Source organism: Candidatus Anoxymicrobium japonicum (assembly GCA_002843005.1).
In the GTDB taxonomy this organism is placed as follows: domain Bacteria; phylum Actinomycetota; class Geothermincolia; order Fen-727; family Anoxymicrobiaceae; genus Anoxymicrobium; species Anoxymicrobium japonicum.
This window is the reverse complement of the sequence record PHEX01000047.1, coordinates 1-13305: the sequence shown is the minus strand read 5'-3', so window position 1 is coordinate 13305 and position 13305 is coordinate 1. Positions and strand designations below refer to the sequence as shown.

At 58.4% G+C, this 13305-nt stretch carries 14 protein-coding genes; 2 read left to right on the top strand and 12 right to left on the bottom strand.

Features of this window, described 5'->3' with window-relative positions; translation table 11 throughout:
- Positions 1 to 11 precede the first annotated feature (11 nt).
- The 11 genes from CVT63_05740 to fabD form a co-directional block, all read right to left on the bottom strand.
- Positions 12 to 1715 (bottom strand): AMP-dependent synthetase, encoded by a 1704-nt coding sequence (locus CVT63_05740; protein PKQ27878.1) that lies wholly within the window; start codon positions 1713 to 1715, stop codon positions 12 to 14.
- Between the two features lie 214 nt (positions 1716 to 1929).
- Positions 1930 to 2484: a biotin transporter BioY gene (locus tag CVT63_05735; protein PKQ27881.1), complete on the bottom strand. Its 555-nt coding sequence runs from the start codon at positions 2482 to 2484 to the stop codon at positions 1930 to 1932.
- A 140-nt stretch (positions 2485 to 2624) separates the two neighbouring features.
- Positions 2625 to 2861, bottom strand: a complete 237-nt coding sequence (locus CVT63_05730) for an acyl carrier protein (protein ID PKQ27877.1) — start codon at positions 2859 to 2861, stop codon at positions 2625 to 2627.
- A complete protein-coding gene (locus CVT63_05725; protein ID PKQ27880.1) occupies positions 2862 to 4325 on the bottom strand; it encodes an acetyl-CoA carboxylase biotin carboxylase subunit in 1464 nt (487 codons plus the stop codon). It lies immediately after the preceding gene.
- Between the two features lie 47 nt (positions 4326 to 4372).
- On the bottom strand, positions 4373 to 4867 hold the full coding sequence (locus CVT63_05720) for a hypothetical protein (GenBank protein ID PKQ27876.1): 495 nt from the start codon (positions 4865 to 4867) through the stop codon (positions 4373 to 4375).
- Positions 4833 to 5552 (bottom strand): 1-acyl-sn-glycerol-3-phosphate acyltransferase, encoded by a 720-nt coding sequence (locus tag CVT63_05715; GenBank protein ID PKQ27875.1) that lies wholly within the window; start codon positions 5550 to 5552, stop codon positions 4833 to 4835. Before CVT63_05715 ends, CVT63_05720 begins: the two co-directional genes overlap by 35 nt.
- Positions 5549 to 7324, bottom strand: coding sequence for an acetyl-CoA carboxylase carboxyl transferase subunit beta (locus tag CVT63_05710; protein PKQ27874.1), 1776 nt, complete (start codon positions 7322 to 7324; stop codon positions 5549 to 5551). The genes CVT63_05715 and CVT63_05710 overlap by 4 nt, the downstream gene beginning before the upstream one ends.
- Positions 7325 to 7337: 13 nt before the next feature.
- Positions 7338 to 8615 (bottom strand): beta-ketoacyl-[acyl-carrier-protein] synthase II, encoded by a 1278-nt coding sequence (gene fabF, locus CVT63_05705; GenBank protein PKQ27873.1) that lies wholly within the window; start codon positions 8613 to 8615, stop codon positions 7338 to 7340.
- Between the two features lie 4 nt (positions 8616 to 8619).
- Complete coding sequence (locus tag CVT63_05700; protein PKQ27879.1) at positions 8620 to 9687, bottom strand: 3-oxoacyl-ACP synthase; 1068 nt, start codon at positions 9685 to 9687, stop codon at positions 8620 to 8622.
- 27 nt (positions 9688 to 9714) lie between these two features.
- On the bottom strand, positions 9715 to 10455 hold the full coding sequence (locus CVT63_05695; GenBank protein PKQ27872.1) for a beta-ketoacyl-ACP reductase: 741 nt from the start codon (positions 10453 to 10455) through the stop codon (positions 9715 to 9717).
- A 2-nt stretch (positions 10456 to 10457) separates the two neighbouring features.
- The gene (gene fabD, locus CVT63_05690) at positions 10458 to 11414 is read right to left on the bottom strand and encodes a [acyl-carrier-protein] S-malonyltransferase (GenBank protein ID PKQ27871.1); all 957 of its coding nucleotides are present in this window, start codon (positions 11412 to 11414) and stop codon (positions 10458 to 10460) included.
- A gap of 114 nt (positions 11415 to 11528) precedes the next feature.
- On the opposite strand from fabD, the gene acpS reads away from it, so the two are divergent.
- On the top strand, positions 11529 to 11894 hold the full coding sequence (gene acpS / locus CVT63_05685) for a holo-[acyl-carrier-protein] synthase (GenBank protein PKQ27870.1): 366 nt from the start codon (positions 11529 to 11531) through the stop codon (positions 11892 to 11894).
- A gap of 56 nt (positions 11895 to 11950) precedes the next feature.
- Here acpS and CVT63_05680 read toward each other — a convergent pair whose 3' ends face one another.
- Complete coding sequence (locus CVT63_05680) at positions 11951 to 12664, bottom strand: biotin--[acetyl-CoA-carboxylase] ligase (protein ID PKQ27869.1); 714 nt, start codon at positions 12662 to 12664, stop codon at positions 11951 to 11953.
- 119 nt (positions 12665 to 12783) lie between these two features.
- On the opposite strand from CVT63_05680, the gene CVT63_05675 reads away from it, so the two are divergent.
- Positions 12784 to 13305 (top strand): hypothetical protein (locus tag CVT63_05675; protein PKQ27868.1); only part of this gene is annotated, 522 nt, incomplete at its 3' end.

The following is a 13305-nucleotide window of genomic DNA, read 5'->3' as shown; positions in this document are numbered from 1 at the left end:
AACAACGCAGGCTAGCGAACCTCTTTCCGCAGAACCTTTTTATCTACTTTGCCGATAGCCGTAAGCGGCAGTTCCTGCCTGATTTCAATCTTTTTCGGAACTTCATACGGAGTCAACCTGTCTTTTGCCATTTTCAAGATATCCGATTTCAAAGCTTCCTCATCGCCGTCGAAATTGTAATCCGGGCAAATAGTGACAATGGCCAGGACAAGCTCCGACCCGGGGCGTTGTGGGTTGGGCACGCCTATCAGGGCGACCATGTCGATAGCCAGGTGTTCGCACAGTATCTCCTCGACTCTCTTTGAAAACACCTTGAAGCCGCTCACAATGATCATGTCTTTGGTGCGATCCACGATGCGCAGATACCCATCTTCATCCTGGATAGCCACATCGCCCGTGTGGAGGTACCCTTCCTCGTCGAAAACCAGCGCTGTCTCCTCGGGCTTGTTGTAGTAGCCGATCATGACCTGCGGCCCTTTTACACAGATCTCCCCGGGCTCTCCCACAACCGCGTCTTTGCCGGTGTCAGTGTCGATCAATCTGATGTCCGTGTTGATGAGAGGCAAACCGATCGCACCCAGTTTCTTTTTGCCAATTGATGGGTTCATGACAGTCAGGGGAGACGTCTCGGTCATGCCGTACACTTCCAGAAGCTTCTCTTCACCGACGACTTTCTCCAGTTCTTTCTGCGATTCCTCCGGGAACGGGGAGGCGGCCGAGATACACTTGTCAAGATTGGAATGATCGAGTTCCTTGAATTTGGGATTAGCGAGAAGCATCTGAAAAAGCGATGGCACATTGACGAGCGCGGTGGGCTTGTACCTCACGATCTCCTTGCAGATGTGATCCGTGTCCCTGGGGTTGGCGATCAGAACCTGGGTCCAGCCCAGATAGATGCAGTTCGCGTTGAAGAACAAGCCGGCGATGTGGAAGAAAGGAAAACCGGAGAGGGCCACGCCTCTGACTTCCTCCCACCCCAGCCACCTCTGTACGATCAGCAGGTCGGAGACCACATTCCTGTGGGACAGCAGCGCGCCCTTGGGGGATCCGGTAGTGCCGCCCGTATATTGAATGCAGGCGATATCATCAGGTGTGATCTTCACGTCCGGGGGAGCAGTCGAATACCGCGAGTCATTGACGACTTTCTTCACGTCAAAAACCAACCGCCTGGGCAGAGGCGCCACATTCCCTTTTGGTATCTTCTTGAGAAGCTTTCCCAGCGTCCGCTTGATCGCCGGCAAGAAGCTCCCCACGCTGGTTGTAGCGATAATCTTCAAATCAGGAAGGTTGTCGATGATGCCCAGAAGGCGTTTCTCGAAGATCGCGTCCAGGGTAACCAGCCCCCTGGCGTTTGAATCTTTGAGCTGGTACTCCATCTCTTCGGCGGAAAGCAGGGGGGAGACCCCGGAAATGACACCGCCCGCCCGCAGTGTGCCAAGCCAGGCGATCACATACTCAGGAATGTTCGGCAGATTGAGGCCGATCACGTCGCCTTTCTTCAGGCCGTTTGCTATCAACATGTCGGCAAACCTGTTGGCATACCGATCCAGTTCGCCAAAGGTCACCTCAACTCCCATGAACGCCAATGCCACTTCATCGGAATATTTCTCAAATGTGGGTTTGACCGCTTCGACGTATGTCGTCTCCCAGAGGGCAGGATCGAGATCCACCATCCCGGGATCGTACGACTTCGTCCAAAACCGCTTGTCTGTCATGCTGGTTCCCCCTCCATTGGAAGTCCATTGTCAACAATAAAGTATAGATTATGAATCATTCACGAGACAAGCAACCAGCACGTCTAACGTCTATTGCCTATTCGCGTCGCGCTGGTTCGCCAGGTTCCAGGTGTCCTCGGCGGAAAGGCACGCTATTCCGATGCGCGGTAAATCCAGCGCGTGTTCATAGATAAAAAAGACCTGCTCCGAAAAGTTAAGCGGATCTGGTTGCGTTTACGCCGGAGCACGAAAGCGCGGCTGCCGCGCTTTTGAGGATATCGACAACTATGAAAGGAGCTATGCCGAGCTTCCAGGCCGCGGAGACAGCGTCCGCGAACCCTTTCCCACCACCAAGCATCCAGATGGCGAGCCCGGACGCGCCGAAGGCATAGATCGCGACCAATCCAAGCATTCCGGCGAACGCATAGCCGATTACCATCAAATCTCCGTCGCGGGCGTCGCGCCACCTGTGGACCACCCATCCCGTAAGCCATGCGGCGGCAACGAAACCAACCAGGTAACCTCCCGTTGGCCCCAGAAGGTATCCACCTCCGGCGTATGGAGGAGAAGAAAAAACCGGAATTCCCGAAAAGCCCGCGGCCACATACGCGAGCTGGCTTGCCGCGCCAAGCTTCGGCCCAAGCACCATGCCGGCGAGGAGCACGAAGAACACCTGTAACGTGTAAGGAACCGGGCCGATGTGAATCGCGTACCTTGCTCCAACGGCGGTGAGAGCGGCAAACGACACAACCCCGATTGCGGGGGCCATGGTTTTTGCTATGAGCCATTCTCTGGCTGCGGCTTCTACGCCGCCCGCACGCAGGCTTTCACGGTCGATTTTCATGTTCACCATCCACTTTTTTCCGGTACGGATTCATGGGGGAGAGCGCATAATTTGGTCTGACCACATTATGCCTTTACGCGTTGTTCGACAAAGTTGACGATGTCGCCAACGGAATTGAGATCCTCCAGATTGTCGTCAACGATAGAGAGTCCATACTTCTCCTCCAGCATGCTCACTATTTCCAGCAGATCGAGAGAGTTTGCCTGGAGATCCGTCACGAGACTTGTCTCCGGATTGATCTTCTCTGAGTCTATGCCGAGTATTTCCGCGATTATCGCTTTTGTCTCTTCAAGGACTGTCATCTACTTCACCTCCTTTTGCTGAATTTCAATAGATGACCGCCCGGTGGGCGGTGAATACGCGTCGCGCGAAGGTCCTTCCATGTCTTCATGCGCCACGGCAGGATCAAAGTCGTCGAACCCGGATCCGAGCGCTTCAAAAGAGCTGGTGTCATAATGGCCGTGCCCGAAATCTCGCGATTCGACTATTGCTTGAAGGGCGGACAGGTTTGTTTTGACGCCGCCGATACTTACTTCGTCAAGCGCCCTGCGTATACGCTGTACGGCGCCTCCCCTTGTCGAAGCCCAGGTGATTACCTTCACCAGCAGCGGGTCATAGAGGTAGGGGAGATCGCACCCCGGGTGTACGTGAGTATCGACGCGGATGCCGGGCCCCCCGGGGAACTGGAGGCTCTCGACGTTTCCACAGAAACCGGGAGTTCCTTGAGCCCATTCGGCGGATATGCGAGCCTGAATCGCGTGCCCTTCGTGGCCCGATTCCCGCCCACTTTGTGGGGCCTGCCGGGACTCGGCCGTTTGAGCCGCTTCGAGGGGTTCGCCTGCTGAAAGCCTTATCTGTTCCCATACCAGGTCAAGCCCGGTTGTCATCTCGGTTACTGTGTGCTCGACTTGAATGCGCGGGTTGAACTCCATGAAATAGAACTCTTCTCCATCCACGAGGAACTCCGCCGTTCCGACGGTGGTAAATCCCGAGGCTTTGCAAAAGCGAATCGCGGCGTCGAAAAGTCGGTTTCTCAGGTGGCGCGACAGATGTGGGGGCGGGGCTTCCTCAATAATCTTTTGCTTGTTTTTCTGGATAGAGCAGTCCCTCAACCCGATGGCGCGAACATCGCCCCCGAAATCGGCGATCAACTGGACTTCAATATGCCTCGGTCGTGTGAGGAAGCGCTCAAAGAAATATTCGCCTTTTTCAATCGAGCGCATGAGAGAACGGTCTGACATGCAGCGCTCGAGAGCGCTCTCGTCGGGCACGTGCAGAATGCCTCGCCCTCCTCCGCCGGCGCGCGGCTTGGCGACGACAGGATAACCGACTTCTCCGACTTCGTCCCGTAAGTTGCCGATCCGGTGTGTCAGATGCGTCGCGGGAAGCACCGGGATATCGCATCTGAGGGCGACTTCTCTCGAGAGAACCTTGTCACCGGCCACTCTCAGCGCCTCGACGCGCGGGCCTATGTACGAAAGGTTATGAGTGTCGCATATCTCGGCAAACCGCGAATCCTCGGAAAGAAATCCGTAACCGGGATGAATCGCGTCGGCTTTCAGGTGAAGCGCCGCGCATATTATGTTTGAGATGTTCATGTAACTGTCCTGAGCGGCGCCGTCTCCAATGCAGCATGATGCGTCGGCATGCTGCACGTGAAGAGAGTCCCTGTCGGCGGTCGAATACACCGCGATGGTCTCGATATTGTTTTCCCGGCACGTTCTCATGATACGGAGAGCGATCTCACCCCTGTTGGCGATGAGCATTTTCTTGTAAGGCGCCAATTCAAACAGCCTTCCCTTCCCCCTTCCTATTAGTCGATATCTTCGCAGAGAACAAGCGTTTGGCCAAACTCTACCATCTCTCCGGTCCTGGCCTCGATGCTTATCACGCGGCCGTGGGAAAGAGCCCTCACTTCGCTCATTACTTTCAGTGTTTCGATAAGGGCGATGACTTGATCCGGTTCAATCAATTGCCCCTCGGTGACGAAAGGAGGCTCGTCGGGCGCGGGAGAACTGTAGAAGATGCCAACCGTGGGAGAAGTAATCGCGGTGAGGCTGCTCTCGCTGACGGTCGAAGGTTCTTCGACCGTGGCCGGCGCGCAAACGCCCGCCGGTTCCGCCGTAGCCCTTTTTAAGGACAGCTTTCTATTTTTTTCCTGGAACGTTACTTCCGCGAGCCTGTTCTCGTCCATGACGCGAACGATGTCATTGATCTCCTCAATGGAGAACCCGATCTTTCGCGAGCCCCGCGATCTCGAGAACCAGTGTCGCTTAGCCATCGGCTTCTCCTTCTTCCGTAGATTCATCGACCAACAAATCGTGTATTCCACGCATTATTTCAACGGTAACTATCTCGCGATACCGCCGCCCGCTCGTGATCGGTGTTTCCCCGGCGGGGGTTGCCATCAATGGCTTGTCTTTCACATGCGTCCCGCGCGAGGAACCCGCCGGCTCGATCGGCTTCCCGAAACGGATGACAAAACCGCGTGGCGCAAGTGGAACACCATGAAGAGCAACCCTTCTGGTCCGAACGACCGCGACGGGCGTCACCGGGCAACCGGCCTTGATCGACAGCCACGCCGTTCCTTCCTGCCCCTGACCAAGAGCGTCTTTACCCCGGGATCCTTCCGGAAAGATGCCCAGCGCGCTCCCCGAAGCCAGAAGGTCGAGCGCCTTCGCCAGCGCTTTGCGATCCGCTTTGCTCCTGTCCACTGGGAAAGCGCCAAGGCTCGCGACGAGCGCTCGCACCGGCATAAAAGCAAACAGGCTTTTCTTTGCCATGAAATGTATCATGCGCGGGCAGGCTACGCCAATTGCCGGAGGGTCTATGTAGCTCATGTGGTTGCTGGCGAAGATCACCGGGCCTTCGCGCGGAACATTTTCGAGTCCTTCCGCGCGAAGGCGGAATAAGGTGCGCAACGGCGCCCCAACGACGAACCGGGCAAGCGCATACCAGCATCGCGCCGCGACGTTGTGAAGGCGCGCGCTCACAGTGGCTCTCCGATCTCGTCATAGACGCCAATTGAAGCGTATCTCCGGTAGCGGGCCTCTACGAGTTCGGGAACGTGACTGTGCGTGAGTTCGCGCAAGTTCTTCTTGAGGAAACCTGACAGTATATCGGCGGCGGCGGCCGGATTCTCGTGAGCCCCACCCGGAGGCTCTGGGACGATTTCGTCGATAATTCCGAGGGCAAGCAACTCCTGCGCCGTCAGCTTCAAAGCGCGCGCCGCGTCAACCGCGCGGGCGGCGTCTCGCCACAGTATCGCGGCGCAACCCTCGGGGGAGATCACGGAGAACGTCGAGTTCTCCAGCATGAGAAACCTGTCGGCCACTGACAGCGAGAGGGCCCCGCCGCTTCCGCCTTCTCCAATGACAACTGATAGAATCGGCGTCTGGAGCGTGACCATCGCGCGTATGATCGATGAGATAGCGAGCGCCTGTCCCCTCTCCTCAGCGCCCACCCCCGGGTAAGCGCCGGGAGTATCAACCAGGGCAATAACCGGCAGGCCGAACTTTTCCGCCAGCGTGGCGAGCCGCTGTGCCTTTCTTATCCCTTCGGGGTGAGGCATCCCGTTGTTGTTGGCCCTTGGCTCGGGGGGATGCCCGCCGCCTCGTCCCCTGTTATGGCCTATCAACATCACCGGCACGCCGTCGAGGCGCGCCACTCCTCCCATGATGGCCGGATCGTCCCTGAACAGCCGGTCGCCGTGGAACTCGATGAACTCGTCGAATATCTCTTCGGCGTAATAAATGAATCGCGGCCGCATGTCGTGTCTCGCGAGCATAACCACTTCCCACGGCGATGGCCTGTGCCCGGGCGTGGCGCGCGCGCGCTCCCGGCCATGTTTTTTCTTCGTGTCATTGAGCGCCGGGCCGCGCTCACGCGCGCCGGACGGCTTCTGCTTCTCGCCGGAAAGCATTTGAAGAATCGCGGCGAGCCGTTCCTTTATCTCATGCCGGTGAACCACGCAATCGACCATTCCCCGCTCCATGCAGAACTCCGCGGACTGGAAGCCTCTGGGAAGCTTTTCGCGTATCGTCTGCTCGATGACCCTCGGTCCGGCGAACCCCACAAGAGCGCCTTTCTCCACGAGTATCACATCCGCCAGTGTCGCGAAACTCGCGGCCACCCCCCCGGTTGTGGGGTGCGTGAGGACGGAAATGTATGGCGCGCCGCGTTCGGACAAACGCGCGATCTCTACCGACGTCTTTACCATCTGCATGAGCGAAAAAGACCCCTCCTGCATTCGAGCGCCACCCGACGCGCAGAATATGACAAGGGGCCACGCGCGCTCCGCGGCGGCTCTCGCGGCTCTCGAAACAATTTCGCCAACGACGGCGCCCATGCTTCCTCCCAGAAAGGAGAAGTCCATCGCCGCTACCACGAGCGGCATGCCCATGATCCGCGCCGTCCCCCATATCATCGCTTCGTCGAGGCCGCTCTTCTCCCTGTTTTTTTCCAGGCGCTCGGAATACTTTTGCGTGTCGGTGAAGTTCAGAGGGTCACGCGGCGCAAAGCGAGCCGGATCCTGCGAGAACGTTCCCTCATCGACGACGAGCGTGAGCCGCATGCTCGCCCCAATTGGAAAATGAGCTTCACAGTGCGGGCACACGTAGAGGTTCTTCGCGAGTTCGCTCTCATAGATGAGCCGGCTGCACCCGTCGCACCGGCGCCAGAGGCCAGACGCGATATCCAGACTCCGGACGGTTTCGCTCTCGTCCATGTGGCTCAAAGGCGATGAAGATCTTTTTTTTCTGCCCATATCGCCTACCCGTCTATAAAAACGCAACACCGGGGTCAGGCCCCAGTGTTGCGTTTTTGTTTATCTGGCGCACGACTAATGAAGCGCTGTGCCCTCCGAACCCCTGTGAGTTTGAAAGGGCGATGTTTACGGTTGCTTCGCGAGCGCGGTTCGGTACGTAATCGAGGTCGCAATCGGGATCGGGAAACTCATAGTTGATTGTCGGCGGGATCACGCCATTCTCGATCGCCATCAAGCACGCGATAATTTCGATGGCGCCGGCGGCGCCAAGGCAATGCCCGGTCATGGATTTTGTGGAGCTCATGGCGACACGCGCCGCGCGGTCGCCGAAAACGCGTTTGACGGCCAGCGTCTCAATCGGGTCGTTGAGTGGCGTCGCGGTGCCGTGCGCGTTTATGTAGTCAACGGCGTCCGGTGAGATTCCGGCCTGATCCATGGCGGCGACCATAGCGCGCACGAAGCCGTCTCCATCGGGCGCCAGTCCGGTCATGCTCATAGCTTCACCGGCCATTCCGTAACCGGCGACTTCCGCGTAGATGCGCGCTCCTCTGGCCTCGGCTCCGCGTCTTTCCTCCAGGATAACGACGCCGGCGGCCTCACCAATGACGAAGCCGTCCCGCTCCCGGTCAAAGGGGCGGCTTGCCGCTTCGGGTTCGTTGTTTCTCTTTGAAAGGGCACCCATCGCGCCGAAGCTGGCGACGCTCACGGGAGTGATGCAGGCATCCGATCCTCCCGCTATCATCACGTCCGCGGCGCCGCGCTTCACGATCTCGAAAGCGTCTCCGATGCCGTTGGCGCTCGAGGCGCACGCCGTCACGACCGTCGTGCATGGTCCACGCGCGCCGAACGCGATTTCCACCTGCGCTGACGCCATGTTGGGAATGATCATCGGTATGGTCAAAGGGTTTATCCTGCGTGGCCCTTTCTCGAGCAAAACCTTGTGTTGAGCCTCTAAAGTGCTCAGTCCGCCAATTCCTGTGGCGATGAGAACTCCGCAATCAGGCCCGAGATCGCTCGTAGGCAACCCCGCGTCCTCGAGCGCCATTCGAGAGGCCGCCACGGCGAACTGGCAGAACCTGTCCATGCGCCGCGCCTCCTTTTTCTCAATGAAATCAAGAGGCTCGAAATCCTTTACCTCGCCGGCAATCCTGGTCGAGTACTCGGATACGTCGAATGTCGTGATAGGCGTTACTCCCGAAGTTCCCGAGGCAAGGCCACGCCAGTACCCTTCCTTGCCCGCGCCGACAGGCGTAATCGCCCCAATTCCGGTTATGACAACAGAGCGTTCCAAGTCGCTATCCCCCTTGTTCTGTCGCGTTCTTCGGACGGTCGATGCACCAGCGCATGGCGACAGCGCCCCACGTCATCCCGGCGCCAAAACTCACGAGAACCACGAGGTCTCCTTTCTCGAGCAACCCTTGCTCCTGGGCGTCAACCAGCGCCAGCGGGATCGAAGCGGCCGAGGTGTTGCCGTATTCCGAGATGTTCACCACTGTCTTTTCCATGGGGAACCCAAGCCGCCTGCACAGCGACTTGATTATTCTGAGATTGGCCTGGTGAGGGATAAGGCAATCGACTTCATCGATGGTATGGCCGGACTTTCTAAGAGTTTCCGTCACTGCCTCCGACATGTTCCCGACCGCCATCTGGAACACCTCGCGACCTTGCATCTTGATGGTGTGCATGTTGGATTCCAGGCTTTCGCGGCTGGCGGGAGTTCTCGACCCGCCGCCCGGCAACTTCAGGAAATCGGCCGCGCTGCCGTCGGCGCCAAGCTGAAACGAAAGCACGCCTGCCCCGAGCGCGGCCGGGCCGACAACCGCCGCGCCCGCGCCGTCGCCAAAAAGCACGCAGGTGTTTCGATCGTTCCAATCGGTAACCTTGCTCAATATCTCCACGCCCACCACAAGCGCGTTCTTGTATGGCCCGGCCGCGATCAGATGGCTTGCGACCACGAGTCCGTACAGAAAGCCGCTGCAGGCCGCGCCGATATCGAAGCAGGCCGCGTTGCGAGCGCCTATCATGTCCTGAACCAGGCACGCGGTCGAAGGAGCGGGCATGTCCGGCGTCGCGGTGGCGATAATCAAAAGGTCGAGCTCCAACGGATCCACTCGCGCGCGCGCGAGAGCGCGACGGGACGCTTCTGCCGCGAGGTCCGAGGACGCGATGTCCTCGGTCGCGATGTGTCTTTTAGAGATGCCGGTCCTATCGAGTATCCACTCGTCGCTCGTGTCCACCATCCGCTCCAGATCCTGATTGGTGAGACAGTTTTCGGGGACCGCGCGGCCTACCGCGACTATGCCGACAGGAAGCCCGGCGGCGGGCGCATCACCTTGATTTTCCCGCGCGCCGTCAACCGTAATCTCTGCTGTGTCAATCACGTCGTCCAATTACATCACCAGCCCGCCGCTGACGTCGATCACGGATCCCGTGGTGTATGTCGCGTCCGTCGCCAGAAAGACAGCCGCGCCCGCCACGTCCTCGGGCGACCCCGCCTTCCCAAGCGGAATGAGTTGCTCCATTTTTTTTAAGGCTTCGACGTCGGCGGTCATGTCGGTTCGTATATATCCGGGACAGATCGCGTTCACCAGAATATTTCGTGAGCCGTACTCGCGGGCTACGGTCTTTGTGAGGCCCAGCAGGCCCGCCTTCGAGGACACATAATTTGCCTGCCCGGCGTTGCCGATGCGGGCGACCGCGGAGCTGATGTTGATTATTCGTCCCCACCTCGACTTCATCATCGAGGGAATTACGGCCTTCATGCAGTTGAAGGCGCCGGTGAGGTTGACGGCCAGCACACTGTCCCAGCTTTCCGGGCTCAATCTGAGCAGGAGTCCGTCTTTAGTGATCCCGGCGTTGTTGACCAGGATGTCAACATGACCCAGGCCCTCCTCTATCTCGCGAATCATGTCGCCGACCGCGCCCGCGTCTGAGACGTCGGCGTAACAGACGATAGCGCGCCTGCCTTTTGACTCAATCAAGCCGGCTACGTCACGCGCCTGTTCGGCCATGTCTTGAGGGTAGTAGTTGATGGCAACATCGGCGCCGTGTTCCGCCAGTGCAAGGCTGATCGCCCTGCCTATTCCGCGAGACGCCCCCGTGACCAGCGCAATTCTGCCATCGAGTTTCACAATCAATCACTCCCCGTGTTTTTCAGGTTGGACATTTTCAAAGCTTCAACGGCTTCCGCGACGCCAGATGTCGATCCCACGCCGATCACCCGCGCGCCCGGAAGGCGTCGCCGGATGAGCCCCGCGAGGACATGGCCGGGCCCAACCTCGAGAAACAGGTCGGCGCCCATCTGAGACATGCGATCCACGGACTCCTCCCATCTCACCGGATGAAAGAGTTGTGATACCAGGTTGCGGCCGATCGTCCGCGCGTCCTCATGCGGCTCGGCGTCGAAGTTCGATATGACCGGCGCCGACGCGTTCCTGATCCGCGCGGCTTCGACCTCGGTGGCAAACTTTTTAGCCGCCGGCTTCATTAGCGAGCTGTGGAAAGGCCCGGAGATCGCGAGTTCCACGATTCGCTTCGCGCCGAACGATTTCGCGGTTCGCGCGGCTTCATCGACAGCCCGGAGTTCTCCTGACAACACGACCTGGCCGGGCGCGTTGTAATTTGAAACCTCGAGGATCCCGGTTTTCGAGGCCGCTTTAAGAAACTCGCCGAGCGCGTCCGCCTCCATCCCTATCACGGCCGCCATCTTCCCGGGGGTCTTTCTCGCTGTCTCACTTGTAATTTTGCCCCTTGCCCGCACAAGCGCGAGAGCGTCAGCCACGTCTATCGCTCCTGCCGCAACCAGCGCGCCGTACTCACCGAGGCTGTGCCCCGCGGTCATTGATGGTTTTATTCCATTTTCAAGAAGAGCGCCGAGACACGCGAGTTCTGCTGTCAACAACGCCGGCTGCGTAAACTCGGTCTGGTTGATGCGCTCGTCCTCCCCCCAGCACATGGTAGAGACATCGAAATCGAGCGTCTCGTCAGCCAGATCGAAGACGCCCCGCGCCGCTGGATATTCCAGTGCCAGCTCACGGCCCATACCACGGCATTGACTTCCCTGTCCCGGGAACACAAAAGCTACATTCATCTTCGGGTATACTCCATCAGTTATTGGACGCCAGTGCTTGCGTTTAATAGTAAAATACGAGACGTAAGTGGCAATGGTTTCACATTTTAATTATAGCGGAAGCGGAAGTTTAAGATGGATCACGCCGGGAACATTGCTGGGATAGGCGTTGACATAGTAAGCGTGGAGAGAATCAGGGTGGCGGCGGAAAGGTCAAAGGCTTTTCTGACACGCAACTTCTCCGACGCGGAGCTGACATACTGTCTCTCGCAAAAGGAGAAGTACCAGCACCTGGCCGCCCGCTTCGCCGCGAAGGAAGCCGTGGCGAAGGCTCTTGGCGCCGGCATGAAGCCTACGCAGGTCGAGGTCGTTCACGGGCCCGGCGGCGCGCCTCTCGCCCGGCTTTCAGGCACTCTGCAGCGAGAGCATCCGGACAAGCGGCTTTTTCTAAGCCTCTCACACGACGGAGAATATGCCGTTGCGTTTTGCGTAGCCGCTTAACTTTTAACTTTTAGCTCCTGCTGTCTTTAGGGGGAGGAGATCAGAAGGGTCAAAAGTTAAGTCAGTAGCTCGCATGCTTCGATCTGCATGATGGTTTCATCTACTTTCAAGAGGAGGGCGCCGCTGTCGTCCACCCCGGTGAGTGTCCCGCTCACTAAACGCCCCGTCGGCGGCAGTGAAACGGACACCGTTTCGCCCGTCCAGGCAAGAAGTTCGCGGTACTCTTTCATGAGCAATGACGCGTCAGTCGCCTTTCTCGTATCGAGACTAGCGAGCAGATTTTCTAAAAGCCCGGGGATGTCAAACTGTCGCTCCTCCTCGACAAGGAGCGAGGTCGCTGGCAGCCGCGACGGGATGTCGAGCTCCGCGTGGGAGAACCCGACGTTGACGCCGATGCCAACCACGGTAAAGTGACCGTCGGGGCCGCGAAACGACTCGGCAAGAACGCCCGCCACTTTCCTGCCGCCGTAAACGAGGTCGTTGGGCCACTTGATGAGTGGGCCACGGCCACCGGCGGCGCGTATGGCGTCCACCGCGGATACGGACACGAGCCGTGTCGCAAGAGCGCTTTCAATTTCCTCGAAGACGAGGCTGGCCGTGAGGCTCTTGCCCGGCGCGCTCCACCAGGGCTTCCCGCGCCTTCCCCGGCCGCGCGTCTGGTTGTGGGCCCACACGGCAACACCGCCCCTGATCTCGCCGGCTTTCACCAGGCGACGGGCCTCGAGGTTTGTCGAATCGATTTCCTCGTACTCCAGTATCCTCCAGGCCATTCGCGTCCTTTATTCTCCGACGCCCGTTTCCGGCAAGCGGGTTGTTGCGTTATAGTTATAGTAATTGTTTTGCCGAATTGTGATAAGCAACGGCTTGATAGTAAAAGGGTGTGTTCTTTATGTGGACAAAGAGAAATTCTGCTTATGGCAAGGCGCTGATTATTGCACTTGTCCTCTCACTGTGTTGGATTACGATACTTCCACTGGGCGAGGTGTCCGCCGCGCCGGGCTGGTACAATGCGTACTGGCGCTATCGCAGGGCGATAATCCTGTCCAACTCGGGGGCCGCCCTCTCCAACTATCAGATGAAAATCGAGTTGAACGCGGGGAACTTCGATTTCTCAAAAGCGAGAACCAGCGGGCAAGACCTGCGGTTCACCAAAAGCGACGAAGTAACCCTCATGAGCCACTTTATCGAGTCGTACAGTCAAGCAGGACAAACCGCCACTGTCTGGGTCAAGGTTCCGTCTCTCGCGGCGTCCAACGATACGACCATCTACGTGTACTACGGAAACTCGACCGCGGCCTCGACCAGTTCCGTGGACAACGTCTTTCAGCTTTATGACAACTTTGCGTTGACCGGACAGCCTGACAACCTCGACAAGGTATCACGCGTGGGGACTGCCCTGACTCCCGGCCTC

Excerpts from the sequence above, each read along its gene's own strand:
- CVT63_05740 (PKQ27878.1), bottom strand. The coding sequence starts at position 1,715 with ATGACAGACAAGCGGTTTTGGACGAAGTCGTACGATCCCGGGATGGTG.
- CVT63_05735 (PKQ27881.1), bottom strand. The coding sequence starts at position 2,484 with ATGGCCCCCGCAATCGGGGTTGTGTCGTTTGCCGCTCTCACCGCCGTT.
- CVT63_05730 (PKQ27877.1), bottom strand. The coding sequence starts at position 2,861 with ATGACAGTCCTTGAAGAGACAAAAGCGATAATCGCGGAAATACTCGGC.
- CVT63_05725 (PKQ27880.1), bottom strand. The coding sequence starts at position 4,325 with ATGCTCATCGCCAACAGGGGTGAGATCGCTCTCCGTATCATGAGAACG.
- CVT63_05720 (PKQ27876.1), bottom strand. The coding sequence starts at position 4,867 with ATGAATCTACGGAAGAAGGAGAAGCCGATGGCTAAGCGACACTGGTTC.
- CVT63_05710 (PKQ27874.1), bottom strand. The coding sequence starts at position 7,324 with ATGGGCAGAAAAAAAAGATCTTCATCGCCTTTGAGCCACATGGACGAG.
- fabD (PKQ27871.1), bottom strand. The coding sequence starts at position 11,414 with ATGAATGTAGCTTTTGTGTTCCCGGGACAGGGAAGTCAATGCCGTGGT.
- acpS (PKQ27870.1), top strand. The coding sequence starts at position 11,529 with ATGGATCACGCCGGGAACATTGCTGGGATAGGCGTTGACATAGTAAGC.
- CVT63_05680 (PKQ27869.1), bottom strand. The coding sequence starts at position 12,664 with ATGGCCTGGAGGATACTGGAGTACGAGGAAATCGATTCGACAAACCTC.